1 protein-coding gene and 1 pseudogene are annotated in these 18,556 nt (G+C 66.1%); both read right to left on the bottom strand.

The features are described 5' to 3' along the window. Window positions 1-3: 3 nt before the first annotated feature. Window positions 4-11,307, bottom strand: coding sequence for a non-ribosomal peptide synthetase (locus tag I1A62_RS40115; protein WP_257890995.1), 11,304 nt, complete (start codon window positions 11,305-11,307; stop codon window positions 4-6). Further along, window positions 11,304-18,403, bottom strand: a pseudogene (locus tag I1A62_RS40105) (amino acid adenylation domain-containing protein). The gene I1A62_RS40115 and the pseudogene I1A62_RS40105 overlap by 4 nt, the downstream one beginning before the upstream one ends. Window positions 18,404-18,556 lie beyond the last annotated feature (153 nt).

The raw sequence follows: 18,556 nt of genomic DNA, 5'->3' as shown, positions 1-18,556 counted from the left end.
AGGTCACGCAATTCCGCGGGAACGTCCGCGGCCGAGATCCTCCCCAGATAGTTGAAACTGATCTGTCCGCCCGGATACTTCTGGAGTTCCGGTGCGGGTGTCCGCGTTCAGATACCGGAGCAGCCCGTAGCCGATACCACGGTCGGGCAGTGCCATCACCTGTTCCTTGACCGCTTTGATCACGGTGCCGGCAGCGGGACCGCCGGCGAACGCCTCGTCGAGATCGGCGCCGGCGATGTCGAGACGTATCGGGAACACTGTCGTGAACCAGCCGACGGTGCGGGACAGATCGGCCCCGGGGATGACGTGCTCCTCGCGACCATGATTCTCCAGAGATATCAACGACGACTGTTCGACCACCCCACGACGGCGGCGCCACCGGGTCAACGCCATCGCCAACCCCGCCAGTAGACCATCGCCGGCCCCGGCACGGAAAACCTTGGGGACCGTGGTGAGCAGCGACGCGGTCGCATCCGCGGGAACGTGCGTCCGCACGTGTTGCACTGTGGAGGCGACATCGAGGACGGGGTCGCACCTGCGCGAACCCAGCACCGGGTCGGGGCCCTCCAGAATCGATTGCCACAACGGCAGCTCGGCCACGCGCCCGGGCCGCAGCGCCTCCTCCACCAGCCCGTGTGCCCACCGCCGCATCGACGTCCCACCCGCCGGCAGTACCGGGCGTTCGCCGGTACACACCCTCGCCCATGCCGCCGCCAGGTCCGGGATCAGGATTCGCCACGACACGCCGTCGATGACCAGGTGGTGGGCCACGACCAGCAGCCTGCCCGGACGATCCGCCAACTCGTCACCGTCACCGGACGCGCGGTCCAGCCACACGAACTGCACCATCACGCCCGCCGCCGGATCCAACCGCCCCAGGGCCGCATCCAGCTCGGCCGATGCCAACCGCAGCCACCCCGGATCGCCCGGTGCGTCATCACAGGCGACCTGTCGAATCAGGCGGTCCACGTCGACCGCATCCGGCGGGTCGACCCGAAGTTTCTGCTCCCCGGCGCCATCGGTCACCAGACGCGACCGCAACATGTCGTGACGGACCACGACAGCGCCGATGGTGGCGACCACTCCGGCCCGATCGATACCGTCAGGCAATTCCAGAACCATCGTCTGCGCGAATCGGCGGAACCCACCACCCCGGGCGAGGAGGAACCGCCCGATCGGCGTCAACGGCATCGATCCCACTCCGCCACCGGGCAACTCGTCGAGCACGACGTGATCCGAATCGCGATTCAGGACTGCGGCCTCGGACAGACTGCCGACAGTTCTGTGCTCGAACACATCCCGCGGCGTGAGTAGCACACCGAGGGCTTTCGCGCGCGAAACCAATTGGATCGACCGGATACTGTCGCCACCCAGATCGAAGAATCCGTCATCGATCCCGACCCGCTCCACCCCGAGTACCTCGGCGAACACCCGGGCGAGGATCTTCTCGGTCTCGGTCCGCGGCGACCGGAACGCCCTGCTCGACGAGAACTCCGGCTCCGGCAACGCACTGCGGTCGAGCTTGCCTGCCGGTGTGAGCGGCAACTTCTCGAGCACCACGATCGCGGAGGGCACCAGGTACTCCGGCAGGCGCCCCGCCGCCACCGTCCGCACGGTATCGGTGTCCACCTCGCCCCCCGGTGCGGGGACTACGTACGACACCAGCATCGTCTGCCCGGACGGGCCCTTCCGATCGACCGTCACCGCGGATCCGATCCCGGGTTGCCCGGCAAGCGCAGCGTCGATCTCGCCCAACTCGATCCGTCGGCCCCGCACCGTGACCTGGAAATCACTGCGCCCCACATACTCCAGCGCCGGACCGGACTCGCCTTCGACCCAGCGCACGACATCGCCCGTGCGATACATCCGCTCGCCCGGCGCGCCGAACGGATTCGCCACGAATCGCTCCGCCGTCAGTCCTCTCCGATCGTGATATCCCCGAGCCAGCGAGACCCCCGCGGCATACAACTCCCCCGCGACTCCCGCCGGCAACGGGCGCAGCCACGCGTCCAGGACCACCAGGGACGTACCCCGGACCGGGCCGCCCAGAGTCACCGGACCGCGCGGTTGTAACGGCGTCGAGGCCGCCACCGCCACCGTCGCCTCGGTCGGCCCGTAGAGGTCGTGCATTCGCCGTCCTGCAGCGAACGACTCCACCACCGATACCGGCACCGCCTCAGCACCCGTGAGCAGGCATCGCACCGACGACATCCGCTCGACCGGTACCGTCGCCAGCATCGTGGGGGTGAGGAACGCGTGCGTCACCGCCGCACTCTCGAGAATCCGGCCCAGGTCCTCGCCACCGACCACGCCCGCCGGGACCACCACCATGGTTGCTGCCGAACCCGTTGCCAGCAGATACTCCAGCACCGAGGCATCGAAACTCGGCGACGCCACCTGCAGCACGCGTGCGTCCGCCGTGACGTCGAATCTCTCTGCCATCTCGGCCGCGAGACTGCCCAGTCCCCGATGCGGTACGACGACGGCCTTCGGCTCACCCGTCGTCCCCGACGTGTAGATCATGTACGCGGGATGGTCGCCCCGCAATGGAGTGATCCGGTCGGCATCGGTCACCGATTCAGCGGACCGTGTGGACCACTCGACTCGCGCCTCCGGATCGTCGAGCACCCACCAGTCGAGGTTTCTCGGCAGGGTACCGACGCATTCGGCGACCGTGATTCCGAATCGCGCGGCGGAATCGGTGATCAGGTACGCGAGCCGACTCGCCGGATACGACGGATCCATCGGGACGAAGGCCCCGCCCGTCTTCGCCACAGCCCACACCGCCAGGACCGACTCCACCGACCGCGGCACGGCCACGGCGACCGCGGATTCCGGCGCGGCCCCGCGTGATATCAGCATCCGTGCGATGCGACTCGACTCGTCGTCCAACTCCCGGTATGTGAGTGAGCGGTTCCCGCACACGACCGCCACCGCACTCGGATCGTGTGCGACTGCCGCAGCGAGGATCTGCGGCAGTGTCCGGACCGCCTCCGCCGGCGCGCCACGCACGGGAACCAGCAGGTTCCGTTCGTCCGGGGCGAGAAGGTCGATGTCGCCCGTCGCGGCCTCGGGCGCAGCCACCAGTGATTCCAGGGCCCGGTGGAACCTGTCCGCGATCGCCTGCACCTCGTCGTCGCCGAACAGGCCCGGATCGTGCCACAGTGAAACGGATGTCCGCTCACCCGCTTCCACCGCGAGGGTCAACGGATAGTTCGTTCCTCCATACGAATCCAAGGACGTGATCGAGAGGGAGCCGATCGACTCGAGAAGGGAGTCCAGGCTCCGCCGATCGTTCGGGTACGACTCGAACACCGTCAGGGTGTCGAACAGCGCCCCCATGCCGGTGACCCGCTGGATCACCGGCAACGGAACATCATGATGCTCGATCAACTCCGCCTGCGCCGCCTGGACCCGGGCCATCAACCGGGCGATGGATTCCCGAGGATCCACCCGGACCCGCACCGGGATCGTGTTGATGAACAAGCCCACCATCGACTCGATGGCGGGAATCTGTCCGGACCTGCCCGAGACCGTCGCGCCGAACACCACGTCCCGGCGTCCGGTATGCATGCCCAGCACGATCGCCCACGCGACCTGCACGACAGTGTTCACCGTCACCGACAATCGAGATGCCAGCTCCAGCATCCCCGACCACAAGCCCTCGTCGAGTTCACGCCGTAGCACCGACGATCCTCGTGCCGACTCCGGACGACCCGTCGCGAGCAAAGCGGGCTCCGCACCGTCGAGCGCTTCCTCCCACACCTGAATCGACCGCTGCCGATCCCGAGTCGCGAACCACCCGAGGTACCGGCGATACGAGACCACGGGTTCCAGCACGGCTCCGTCGCCGCCGGCGCCGTAGACGGTCAGCATCTCCCGCATCAGCAACGGCATGGACCATCCGTCGAGCAATACGTGGTGGTACGAGAAGACCAGCCGGAAGTCTCCGTCGCCCATCGTGACCAACCCGAAGCGCAGGAGCGGTGGTTCCGACAGGTCGAATCCGGCCGCCGCATCGTCCGACAGAAGGCGTGCGAGTTCGTCGTCTCGCTCCCCAGCATCGACACCACTGACGTCGGCTTCCCACCACGGGACCTCGAGGCCCTCGAGCACCACCTGCACCGGCTCGGCTTGGTCGGTGAGGAACGCGACCCGCAGATTCGCGTAGCGATCGAGTATCGCCTGCGCCGCGGCCTTCACACGGTCGGCATCCACCCGCCCGGACAGACCCAGCACCGTCTGTACCGCATACACATCCGTCGATTCCGACGCCAACATCGCGTGAAAGACCAAACCTGTCTGCAGCGGTGCGAGCGGCCACACTTCCACGGCCTGGGGATACCGCGCCTCGACGGCGGACAACTGTTCCGGAGTCGGACTCGGTAACGGCACGTCTTCGAAAATGACAGAGTCTTCATCCCTCAGCGGATTCGCGACAGAGGCCAGCCCGGCGACGGTCCGTCGCTCGAATACGTCTCGAGCCGACACCAGCACACCTCGGGCCCGCGCCCGCGACACCACCTGGGTCGACATGATGCTGTCCCCGCCGAGCCGGAAGAAGTCGTCGTCGACACCCACCCGATCGACCCCCAGAACGTCGGCCAGCACCGCCGCCAATGTCTGCTCGGCAATGGATCGTGGAGCCCGATACGGAGTGCCGGATGCGAGATCAGGATCGGGGAGTGCGCCGCGGTCGAACTTGCCGACCGGTGTGAGAGGGATCCGGTCGACGACGACGATCGCCGACGGCACCATGTAGTCCGGTACACGACCCGCCGCCAACTGCCGCAACGCCTCGACGTCCACCTCGGCCCCGGGCGCCGGCACCACATATGACACCAGCACCTTCTGCGCCGACGGACCTACCCGGTCCACCGTCACCACCGATCCCACCGCGGGGTGCGAGACCAGCACGGTGTCGATCTCTCCGGGTTCGACGCGGATTCCGCGGATCTTCACCTGCTCGTCTGCGCGGCCGACGAAGTCCAGGACACCGTCGGTCGTCCACCGCACCAAATCACCCGAGCGGTACATCCGTGAGCCGGGTTCGCCGAACGGACACGCCACGAACCGTTCCGCCGTCAACCCCCGCCGACCGATGTACCCGCGTCCCACCCCTGATCCGGCGATATACAACTCCCCGACGACACCCACCGGGACGGGCACCATCCCTGTTCCCAGGACGAGCGCGCGGGCATTACCGATCGGCACTCCGATCGGCACTCTGACCCGGTCGTCGAAGCCCTTCGACCCCGATATCGAGTACGCGGTGGCACACACGGTGGTTTCCGTCGGCCCGTACGCATTGACCACCGTGATCCGCGGATGGCGAGCGAGGACGCGTCGAACAGCGCTCGGCGACAACACATCGCCCGCGGTGACCACCTGCCGTGCCTGGTCGAGTGCTCCCATCGCATGGTCCGCCGAATCACTCAACAGGTGAAACAGCGGGGTCGTCAAAAACATCGACGTCACACCAGCCGCGCCGACGACCCGCTCGAGCACCCCGATGTCCAGTGGCCCGGGCGGAGCGACAACCACCCGGCCTCCGCCGAGCAGCGTCGGCCACAACTCGTACGCGGACGCATCGAACGCCATCGACGAATGCAACAACACACGCTCACCGGGTCCGTCCGGCCATCCGTGCAACGCCAGGTTGATGACATTGGAGTGGTCGATGGCGACCCCTTTCGGGGTCCCCGTCGATCCGGAGGTGTACATCACGTACGCGGTGTTGCCCGGTCGCAGTGGTGTGGTGCGATCACGGTCGTCGAGGCTGAATCCCTCTGCGTGCCCGTCCCCGTCCGAGATGACGTCGAGGAGTATCCGGGGTATGTCATTGTCCGGCAGTGTTTTCGAGATGGGGGTATCCGTGAGGATCAGCAGTGGAGCGGCGTCGGCGAGGACGAACGCGGTCCGCGCACTCGGATACTGCGGGTCGATCGGGAGGTATGCACCGCCGGCCTCGAGGACCGCGAGCAACGCGATGATCAACTCGGGTGACCGCTCCAGCGCGACCGCCACCAGCACTTCCGGTCCGACACCCGCACCGATCAAAAGGTGCGCCAGCCGGTTCGCTCGACTGCTCAGCTCCCGGTAGGTCCAATTCTCGTCACCGAACGTCACGGCCACCGCGTCCGGAGTCGCGGCGACCTGCTGACCGAACAGGACTGGGATCGTCGAGTCCGGTATCGATGCGCGCGTGTCGTTCCAGCTCTCCAGTACGAGTGTGCGTTCGTCCGGCTCGAGGATCTCGTACCCCTCGATCCGCCCGCGCGGATCCGCGACGATCAGCTCCAGCAACCGCACGTACCGGGCCGCGATACCCTCCACCGTCGCCCGGTCGAACAGGTCACTCGCGTACTCGATGACTCCGGCCAGACCCTGCCGTTCGGTGGGGGCGACGGTGAACGACAGATCGAAACGCGACGTCCCCGTCGGCGCCGGCAATGTGGTCCATTCCAACCCGGGGAACGCCACATCGGGAAACGCGTTGTCCTGCATCGCAAACAACACCTGAAACAACGGATGATAGGCCGTCGAGCGAACCGGATTCAGCAACTCCACCAACCGCTCGAACGGCGCATCCTGATTCTCGTACGCACCTAGAGCCTTTACCCGCACCCGGTCGAGGACCTGATCGAACCGCGGATTCCCCGACACATCCACCCGCAACACCCACGTGTTCACGAAGAACCCCACCAACCCGGACAACGCCTCGTCGGTACGGCCCGCGATCGGCCCACCGATCGCGATATCCTCTCCCGCGCCGAGCCGGTGGAGCAGCACCGCGAGCACGGATTGCAGCACCATCGATCGTGTCGCCCCACATCTGCGGGCAAGATCCGTGACTGCCGAAGCACGTTCCGGTTCGATCGCGAACTCCACGGTCCCGCCCCGGTAAGTCGGCGCCGCCGGCCTCCGACGATCGGTCGGCAGCTCGATACACTCCGGCAACCCCGCCAGCTCAGTCTTCCAATACTCGACCTGGGTGGAGAACACACTGCCCGGATCGTCCTCGCTCCCCAGAATTTCCCGCTGCCACAGCGTGTAATCGGCATACTGCACCGGCAACGGCACCCATCCCGGCATCTCGCCCCCGGTACGCGCCGCATATGCGACCGCCACATCCCGGGCCAGCGGCGCCAACGAGCCCCCATCCCCCGCGATATGGTGCAGCACCAACACCAGGATGTGCTGGTTCTCGCCGCATCGCACAAGCGTTGCACGCACAGGGATCTCCACCGACAGGTCGAATCGATGGCCCGCCGCCTCCCCGACCACATCCATCGCAGTGCCGTCCCCGGCGTCGACCACCTCAACCGGCAGTTCCGCGTCGACCTGCTCAGCCGACAGGATCCGCTGGAACGGCACACCGCCATCCTCACCGAACACCGTCCGCAGGCTCTCGTGCCGAGCCACCACATCCCCCAACCCCGCCACCAACGCCCCCACATCAAGAGCACCGGTCAACCGCACCGCCACCGGAATGTTGTACGTCGCCGACGGTCCCTCGAATTTGTGAAGGAACCACAACCGGGCCTGCGCGAACGACAACGGCACCCGCCCCGGCCGCACCCGCGGGAGCAACGGCACCCGAACCGGCCCCTCCCTCAGACGCGGCGCCAACTCCGCGACCGACGGACACTCGAACACCACCCGAACCGCAACCTCCACCCCCAACACCGACCGAATCCGGCTCACCAACCGCGTCACCGACAACGAATGCCCACCCAGATCGAAAAAACCGTCATCGATCCCCACCCGCGGAACACCCAGCACCTCCGCGAACAACGCCACCAACGTCTCCTCCACCGGCGACCGCGGCCCACGAAACACCCCACCAACGAACTCCGGCGCCGGCAACGCCCTCCGATCCAACTTCCCATTCGCCGTCAACGGCAACCGATCCACCACCATCACCACCGCCGGAACCATGAACTCCGGCAGCCGCCCGGCCACGAACTCACGCAACCCCACACCCGTCACCGTGCCGGCGGACTCGAGAACCACGTACCCCACCAACCGACACCCCGCCCCAACAGCCGCCGGAGACTCACTACCAATCACCACAGCCTGCGAAACAGCAGGATGCGACAGCAGCACCGCCTCGACCTCCCCCGGCTCCACCCGGAACCCCCGCACCTTCACCTGCTCATCAGCACGCCCCACGAACTCGAGCACACCACCAACCGCCCACCGCACCAGATCCCCCGACCGATACATCCGCGCACCAGGCACACCGAACGGACACGCCACGAACCGCTCCGCCGTCAAACCCGGCCGACCCAAATACCCACGCGCCAACTGCACCCCGGCGATATACAACTCCCCCACCACACCCACCGGAACCGGCCCAAGCCCCGCACCCAACACGAACACCCGCATACCGCCCACTGGGTCGCCGATCGGCACACTTACGCGATCACGACCACCCTGGGATTCAGGTAGCGAGTACATTGCGGCGAAGACCGTCGTCTCCGTCGGACCGTACCCGTTGAGCGTCCTCACCTGTGGGTGGAGCGGATCCTCGCCCAGATTCCAGCCCTGCAGCCTGGCGAGATCCAGCACCTCTCCGCCGAGCACGACCGTCCTCAGCACCGAACCGGCCCCCACCGCTGGGTCCACGTGCTCGACCTCCTCGAAACCGTAGAACGCCGACGGCGTCTGGCCGAGAACAGTGACCTTGTCCCTGATCAGCAACTCCCACAAACGGTTCGGCGATGCCGCCACGTCCCACGGCGCCACCACCACGCGGCCCCCGTGTACCAACGCACCCCACAACTCCCACACCGAGAAGTCGAACGCCTCCGAGTGGCACCACACCGACACATCCGTATCGTCCAACCCCACGCGGTCGGCGGTGGCGGCCAACAACGACACGACACTTCGGTGGCTCACGGTGACACCCTTCGGAATACCTGTCGACCCCGAGGTGTACATCACATACGCCACGTGACCGGGGCCCAACGGACTGATCCGATCGCTGTCGACGGGATCGCGATCGGCGTGACCCCCGACTTCGACTGCAGTGTCGAGGTCCAGATCTGCATCGAGTAGCACCTGCCCTATGTCATGGTCGGGCAGCGTGGCCACGGTGGCAGTGTCGGACAGGATCAGCCGCGGGGCTGCGTCGGCGAGAATTGTCCCGGCGCGAGCACCGGCATAGTTCGGGTCTATGGGAAGGTAGCCGCCACCGGCCTTGAGCACCGCCAACAACGCGACGACCAACTCGACCGAGCGCTCCAGCGCCACGGCCACCAAGGTTTCCGGGCCGACCCCGGCACTGATCAGGAAGTGCGCCAGCCGGTTCGCCCGTGTGTTGATTTCTCGATAAGTCCAGCTCCGGTCGGAGAAGGTCACCGCGGCGGCGCCGGGTGTCGCCGCCACTTGCCGCTCGAACAGTTCCACGACAGTGGTCTCCGCGAAGGGCGCTGCGGTGTCGTTCCAGGTCCGCAGTACCAACTCGCGTTCGTGCGGATCCAGGATCTCGTACCCCTCGATCCGCCCCTGCGGATCCGCGACAATCCTGTCGAGCAACCGCACATACCGGGCCGCGACGGCCTCCACCGTCACCCGGTCGAACAAATCACTCGCATACTCGATGACCCCCGCCAGACCCTGCTGTTCGGTGGGGGCGAGACTGAACGACAGATCGAAACGCGACGTCCCCGTCGACACCGGCACAGTGGACCACTCCACCCCGGGGAACGCGACCTCGGGAAACACATTGTCCTGCATCGCAAACGACACCTGAAACAACGGATGATACGCCGTCGAACGAACCGGATTCAACACCTCCACCAACCGCTCGAACGGCGCATCCTGATTCTCATACGCCGCCAACGCCTTCCCCCGCACCCGATCGAGCACCTCATCGAACCGCGGATTCCCCGACACATCCACCCGCAACACCCACATGTTCACGAAAAACCCCACCAACCCGGACAACACCTCGTCGGTACGACCCGCGATCGGCCCACCGACCGCCACATCGCACCCGGCACCAAGTCTGCGGAGCAACACCACCAACACCGCCTGCAACACCATCGACGATGTCGCCCCCGACCCGCGGGCCAACTCGGCTACCCGCGAACCCAAATCCGAGTCGACCGTGAACCCCACCGTGCCGCCCCGGTAACTCGGCTCGGCCGGACGTCGACGATCAGTCGGCAACTCGATGCACTCCGGCAACCCCGCCAACTCGGCCCGCCAATACCCGACCTGCGCGGCCAGCACACTGCCCGGATCCGACTCCTCACCCAGGATCTCCCGCTGCCACAGCGTGTAATCGGCGTACTGCACCGGCAACGGCACCCACCCCGGCGCCTGCCCCGCCGCGCGGGCCTCGTATGCGACGGCCACGTCACGGGCCAGCGGTGCCAACGAGCCCCCGTCCCCCGCGATATGGTGCAGCACCAACACCAGGATGTGCTCCTGGGGTCCGGACACCAACAACGTTGCCCGGATCGGAATCTCGTGTTCGACGTCGAAGGGATACGCTGCCGCCGTGGTCACCGCCACGGGTATCTCTTCGGCACCGACCTCGATTGTCTGCACTGCCGCCGGGACCTGCTCAACCGGCAGGATCCGCTGGAACGGCACACCGCCATCCTCACCGAACACCGTCCGCAGGCTCTCGTGCCGAGCCACCACATCCCCCAACCCCGCCACCAACGCCCCCACATCAAGAGCACCGGTCAACCGCACCGCCACCGGAATGTTGTACGTCGCCGACGGCCCCTCGAATTTGTGAAGGAACCACAACCGGGCCTGCGCGAACGACAACGGCACCCGCTCCGACCGCACCCGCGGGAGCAACGGCACCCTCGCCACCGCGGCGTCGCCCAGTCGGGGCGCCAACTCCGCCACCGACGGACACTCGAACACCACCCGAACCGCAACCTCCACCCCCAACACCGACCGAATCCGGCTCACCAACCGCGTCACCGACAACGAATGCCCACCCAGATCGAAAAAACCGTCATCGATCCCCACCCGCGGAACACCCAGCACCTCCGCGAACAACGCCACCAACGTCTCCTCCACCGGCGACCGCGGCCCACGAAACACCCCACCAACGAACTCCGGCGCCGGCAACGCCCTCCGATCCAACTTCCCATTCGCCGTCAACGGCAACCGATCCACCACCATCACCACCGCCGGAACCATGAACTCCGGCAGCCGCCCGGCCACGAACTCACGCAACCCCACACCCGTCACCGTGCCGGCGGACTCGAGAACCACGTACCCCACCAACCGACACCCCGCCCCAACAGCCGCCGGAGACTCACTACCAATCACCACAGCCTGCGAAACAGCAGGATGCGACAGCAGCACCGCCTCGACCTCCCCGGCTCCACCCGGAACCCCCGCACCTTCACCTGCTCATCAGCACGCCCCACGAACTCGAGCACACCACCAACCGCCCACCGCACCAGATCCCCCGACCGATACATCCGCGCACCAGGCACACCGAACGGACACGCCACGAACCGCTCCGCCGTCAAACCCGGCCGACCCAAATACCCACGCGCCAACTGCACCCCGGCGATATACAACTCCCCCACCACACCCACCGGAACCAGCCGAAGCCCCGCACCCAACACGAACACCCGCGAATTCCGTACCGGCACACCGATCGGCACCGATTCGCCGGCACACGCGTCCGACTGCTCCATAACCCGGCTGGTCACGTAGACGGTGGTCTCGGTCGGACCGTACCCATTGACCACCCGGACTCCAGGAATCGCGGCACGAACGGCACCGAGCAATCGACCGGACAACTGCTCACCGATGAACACCACCGTTTCCGCGCTCACCGTGTTCTCGATCTGGTCGAGTACCTCCGCGAACACCGACGGGACCGTGCTGATCACACTCCCGCTCCAGGTGCGGTGCTCGCCGAGCACGAGAACGTCACGGACCACGTCGATACTCCCGCCGGCGCACAACGCGGCGAAAATCTCCAACACGGACACGTCGAAACTCACCGATGTACTTGCCAGCACCCGGGCCAGCCCTGGCACACCGAGACTCGAGGCCACCTGCACCATGCAGTTGACGACATTGTGATGGCTGATCGTCACCCCTTTCGGGGTGCCGGTTGATCCGGAGGTGTACATCACGTACGCGGTATTGTCCGGCCGCAGCGGTGTGGTGCGGCCGTTGCCGGCGGTGTCCTCCCAGTGTCCGCCCTGTTCCGAACACGTCTCGAGCAGCAGTGCGGGGATGCCGTTGTCTGGCAGCATGCTTACGGTCGCGGTGTCGGTCAGGATCAGGATCGGCGCAGCGTCGCGCAGGATGAACTCGGTCCGTGCACTCGGATAGCGGGGGTCGATGGGGAGGTATGCACCGCCTGCCTCGAGGATGGCCAGAAGCGCGATGATCAACTCGGGTGATCGCTCCAGTGCGACCGCGACCAGCGTTTCCGGTCCGACACCCGCGGCGATCAGGCGGTGTGCCAGCCGGTTCGCTCGATTGCTCAGCTCCCGGTAGGTCCAGTTCTCGTCACCGAACGTGACCGCCACCGCATCGGGAGTTGCGGCGACCTGCTGACCGAACAGGCCTGGGATCGTCGAGTCCGGTATCGGAACGCTCGTGTCGTTCCAGCGCTGGAGTACCCGCTCGCGCTCGTCGGGCTCGAGGATCTCGTACCCCTCGATCCGCGCCTGCGGGTCCGCGACGATCCTGTCGAGCAACCGCACGTACCGGGCCGCGATGGCCTCCACCGTTGCCCGGTCGAACAGGTCACTCGCATACTCGATGACTCCGGCCAGACCCTGGTGGCCGTCGGGGGCGACGGTGACGGACAGATCGAAACGCGACGTCCCCGTCGGCGCCGGCACAGTGGACCACTCCAGCCCGGGGAACGCGACCTCGGGAAACACGTTGTCCTGCATCGCAAACGACACCTGAAACAACGGATGATACGCCGTCGAGCGGACCGGATTCAGCACCTCCACCAACCGCTCGAACGGCGCATCCTGATTCTCATACGCCGCCAACGCCTTCCCGCGCACCCGATCGAGCACCTGATCGAACCGCGGATTCCCCGACACATCCACCCGCAACACCCACGTGTTGACGAAAACCCCACCAACCCGGACAACGCCTCGTCGGTACGGCCCGCGATCGGCCCGCCGATCGCGATATCCTCTCCCGCGCCGAGCCGGTGGAGCAGCACGGCGAGCACGGATTGCAGCACCATCGATCGTGTCGCCCCACATCTGCGGGCAAGTTCCGTAACTGCTGAAGCATGTTCCGGTTCGATCGCGAACTCCACGGTCCCGCCCCGGTAACTCGGTTCGGCCGGACGTCGACGATCAGTCGGCAACTCGATGCACTCCGGCAACCCCGCCAACTCGGCCCGCCAATACCCGACCTGCGCGGCCAGCACACTGCCCGGATCCGACTCCTCACCCAGGATCTCCCGCTGCCACAGCGTGTAATCGGCATACTGCACCGGCAACGGCGCCCACCCCGGCGCCTCCCCGGCCGCGCGGGCCGCATACGCGACGGCCACGTCACGGGCCAGCGGTGCCAACGAGCCTCCGTCCCCGGCGATGTGGTGCAGCACCAACACCAGGATGTGCTCTCGGGAACCGGACTCCAACAACGTTGCGCGGATGGGAATCTCGCCGGATAGATCGAACCGATGCCCCGCAGCCTCCGCAATCGCCTCCCCCGCCCCGGCCTGATCGATCTTCTCCGCGTGCACCGGAACCGGGGCCGCCTCCGCGGGCAGGATCCGCTGGAACGGCACCCCTCCGTCCTCACCGAACACCGTCCGCAGGCTCTCGTGCCGAGCCACCACATCCCCCAACCCCGCCACCAACGCCCCCACGTCAAGAGCACCGGTCAACCGCACCGCCACCGGAATGTTGTACGTCGCCGACGGCCCCTCGAATTTGTGAAGGAACCACAACCGGGCCTGCGCGAACGACAACGGCACCCGCTCCGGCCGCACCCGCGGGAGCAACGGCACCCTCGCCACCGCGGCGTCGCCCAGTCGGGGCGCCAACTCCGCGACCGACGGAGATTCGAACACCACCCGGATCGGCACCTCCACCCCGAGCGCGTTGCGGATCAACCCCACCAGCCGCGTCGCGGACAGAGAATGCCCACCCAAGTCGAAGAAGCTGTCGTCGATCCCCACCCGTGGAAGACCGAGCACGTCACCGTAGAGCGACGCCAGCGTCTCCTCCACCCGTGACCGCGGGGCCCGGAACACGCCGCCCACGAAGTCCGGCGCGGGCAACGCTTTTCGGTCGAGCTTGCCGTTCACCGTCAGCGGCAACCGATCCACCACCACCACCGCCGCGGGCACCATGAACTCCGGCAGCAGCCCGGCCACGAAACGACGAACCTCGGACGGCAGTCTGCTTGCACCGGGGTCGTTGACGTATTCGGTCATGTCACCGAGTGGTTCCCCGGGCAGGTAGACATCGGACACCGCGACGGATGCGTGCGCGTTTTCGTGCGCCCGGGTCCTGATGTCGGTGAATATCACATCCATCAGGCCCGGCGCCGGTGACCAGGTCACCGACACCGCGAACCCCAGGTCCTCACCCAAGTCGTGACAGTCCTGCGGCAACATCGCGTTCGTCCGGCTGTCCGCGTCACGCCGGGTGGGAACGTGATCGCGGTCGGCGGCAACGTCGAGAGCATGCATGGCCTCGACATCGGGCGCCAGCCCCCTGTGCGGTACGCCGATCACCCGCACACAGTCCGCACGGCGGCCCGTCAGAAACTTCCGCAGCGCGGTCGGATCGCCGATTCGCTGCCACGACGTCGACGGCACATCAGCGAGCGACCGGGCATTCACGGGATTCTTGCGCAGAACGACTTCGTATCTGTAACAGCTCAATTCGTTGACTGCCCGGACGCGCTCGAGTTGAATGTCGACCGCGCCGATGTCGGGGATCAGCTTCGGCAACGCTGTGAAGAACTCCGGCGCGAGCAGCAACTCCTGCTCGGCGGCAATGCTCCGGCGGACCCGATCGCGCAGCACCATGGCGGTTGTGTCGGCATGTGCGTTGGCGATCTGCACGCCTGTCGCGAATTCCCGGAGCAACGCAAGATTCCGCACGTCACCGAGGAACAGCACGCCCCCGGGGCGCAGCAATTGCACTGCAGTGTCGATCACGTCGATCAGGTACCCCGCGTTCGGGAAGTACTGTACGACCGAATTCAACACCACTGTGTCGAAGACGCCGAGCGGCACACCCCCGAGGTCGTCGGCGGCCTGGACCCTCAAGTGCACCCGCTCGACCCACGGGTCCTGCCGATCCGCCAACTGTGATCGCAGATCGTCGATCGTGGTAGCGGAAAAGTCGGTGCCCCAATACTCTTCGCAGTGCGGCGCCAACTGCGACAGCAACAGCCCTGTTCCGACTCCGATCTCCAGCACCCGAGCCGGCCCGAGCTCACGAATCCGTGCGACGGCCGCCGCGCGCCATTCCCGCATCTGCTCGAGGGCGATGGGCTTCCCGGTGTAGCTGCTGTTCCACCCCCCGAAATCCTCTCCGAACGCTGCCTGTTCGAGCGGCTCGCCGGCATCGGACGCGTCCGCGGAATACAGGTCGTCGTACACCCGCCGCCACTGCGAAACCAGCTCTGCTTCCCGCTCCCTGTCACGGACGAGCGCGACACCCCTGTCGAGCACGACATACCCCACCAGCTGCGCATCGGTTCCGGCAGCGGGTTCCCGGGCGATCACCGCCGCCTGCGCCACCGCAGGATGCGACATCAGTGCCGTCTCGACCTCCCCCGGTTCGACCCGGAATCCCCGCACCTGTACCTGCTCGTCCACCCGTCCGACGAAATCGAGCACGCCGTCGGACGTCCACCGCACCACGTCGCCGGACCGATACATCCGCGAACCGGGTTCGCCGAACGGGCACGCGACGAACCGTTCCGCCGTCAACCCCGGCCTTCCCACATATCCTCGGCCGACCCCGAACCCGGCGACGTACAACTCCCCCGCCGCTCCAATCGGCACCGGCACCAGTCCCGGACCCAACACATAAATCCGCGCGTTGCCGATAGGAGTCCCGATCGGGCTACGACCGCCGTCGCCGACGCCTGCGGTCAACTCCAGATAGCTCACATGCACCGTGGTTTCGGTGATTCCGTACATGTTCACCAGAGCTGGAGTGTTCGGACGTTCGCCCGGGAGCCAGTCGCGTAGCCGGCCCGGGTCCAATGCCTCTCCCCCGAATACCACCATTCGCAGAACCGAAACGGACCCGGGGGAATGGTCCCTGCGTTCGGCGTCTGCGAACTCGTAGAACGCGGAGGGGGTCTGATTGAGGATCGTCACCTGCTCCCGCCGCACCAGATTCCACAACTCGGCGGGCGAGCGCACCACGTCCCAGGGCACGATCACGATTCGCCCGCCGTGCACCAATGCCCCCCACAACTCCCACACCGAGAAGTCGAAGGCCTGTGAATGACACCAGGCCCAGACATCCCCATCACCGAAACCGCACCACCGATCGGTCCCGGCAAACAACGACACCACGTTGCGGTGGGTGATGACAACCCCTTTCGGGGTGCCGGTCGAACCGGATGTATACATGACGTACGCGGTGTTGGAGGGTCTCAGCGGGGCGATCCGCTCATCGTCGGCAAGGTTGGTCACCGCTGAGATTCCCTCGGTGCCGGCGTCGTCCGGGTCCGACACGAGACAAGGAATGTCGTTGTCCGGCAACGATTCGACGGTCGCAGTGTCGGTCAGGACCAGGAGGGGTGCGGCATCGGCGAGAATGAAAGCGGTTCGCGCGCTGGGATAGTTCGGATCGATCGGAAGATATCCGCCACCAGCCTTGAGAGTCGCAAGGAGTGCGACGATCAGTTCGGACGAACGTGGCATCGCGACGGCAACGATGGATTCGGGGCCCACACCGCACGCGATGAGATACCGCGCCAACCGATTCGCCCGGTCATTGACGTCTCGATAGGTCCAGTGCCGATCGCCGAGAGTCAGCGCCACCGCGTCGGGTGTCGCGGCGGCCCGCTGTTCGACCAGGCCGGGAAGGGTGGCCTGGGGAACCGGTACCGTCGTGTCGTTCCAGGTCCGCAGTACCAGTTCGCGTTCGGTGGGTCGGAGGAAGTCGTATTGCTCTGTCCGGCCTGCCGGATCGGCGACGACCGCACGAACGAAAGCCATCAGCAGATCCGCATAGAGCCTGACGTCCTCACTGCTGTACAGCGCGCCATTCGCGTCGATCTCGATGTGCATGCCTGCACTGTTGCAACCGCCGTAGTAGATCGAAATCGAAAGGTCGTCCACGGGGCCGAATGACACGCCGCGCATGGATGCCGGGTTGCCGGCAAAGTCGATCGAATCGAAGAACGGGATGATATTCAGAATCGGTCCGAACCGATTCTCCATGGATCCGGACAATCCTCTGTCTCGTCTTATATCAGAACCCTGGTAACGGGAATGACGCAAAACGGAACGAATCGCGGTACCCACGTCGTGTGCGACTGCGGCGAAAAGCGACCGCGGGGGGATCTCCACCCGGAAGGGCACCCAATTCGATACCAGCCCCGGGGTTCGCCGGGCGGCACCGACCCGATTGGCGACGGCCAATCGCATCATGAATTCCGACGTACCCGACAGCCGGTGGAAGAGTCCGGCTACCGCTGCCGCCAGGAAGCCCGGCATCGGTGTCCCGATCGATTCTGCCGCCGTGAGCAATTGCGCGGTAACATCCTCCGACACCGTCAGGCTGTGATGCACAGTCACGGGATCCGGCGAACTCGGATGCCGTGGCAGTCGCAGTGGTTCGGGCAAGGCAGCGGTGTAGTTTCGCCAGAACTCCTTGTCGCGGGCGAATCGATCGGACTGCCGGTAGCGGGCATCTTCGTCGACAATCAGTCCCGGTCCGCCGAATCCGGATTCAGGGATCGGTCTTCCGGCTTTCAGCGCTGTGTAGATTGCACCGATTCGACGCGCGAGAATCGCGACGCCGAACCCGTCCATCACGATGTGGTGGCAGACGGCGCACAGGAAGAATCGCGCGCCGTGAACCTTGATCAAGCCTGCTCGATACAGCGCATCATGTTCCAGATCGAAGGGCACGGCGCAGACCTCTGCCATCGACGCTTTCGCCGCCGATTCGGGGTCTGCCGCAGCACTGACATCGACGAAGAACGGTTTCCACGAGTTCGAATCCCGCGCGACCTGGCGTGGGCCGTCCCGGTCCTCGACGAAATTCACCAGTACCGAACGGGCCTCTTCCGCCACTCGCCGCAGCGCGGCTTCCATCACCGGAGGGTCGATGTCGCCGGAAATATCGAGATACGCTGCAATATTGTTCGAGAGGCTAGGCGCCAACCTCTGCGCCAGCCAGAGCGCCTCCTGGGCGGACGAAACCCGAAATGAGTTCATCGCGACCATGATGTGCCCTCCCGAACGGCGGTAGGGATTTCGCCCGGTGGCGACAGCGCTCCGTCCCGGAAATTTTACGCCGCTGCGCCCTCGAGTTTTGCTTCTTCACCGCCACAACAGCCGAGCGTGCGCCGATCCGCCTGCCGGGAAAAG

Origin of the sequence: Rhodococcus sp. USK10 (genome assembly GCF_019378875.1) — a bacterium.
GTDB classification, from domain to species: domain Bacteria; phylum Actinomycetota; class Actinomycetes; order Mycobacteriales; family Mycobacteriaceae; genus Rhodococcus_F; species Rhodococcus_F pseudokoreensis.
This window is presented reverse-complemented; position numbering and strand designations above follow the sequence as displayed.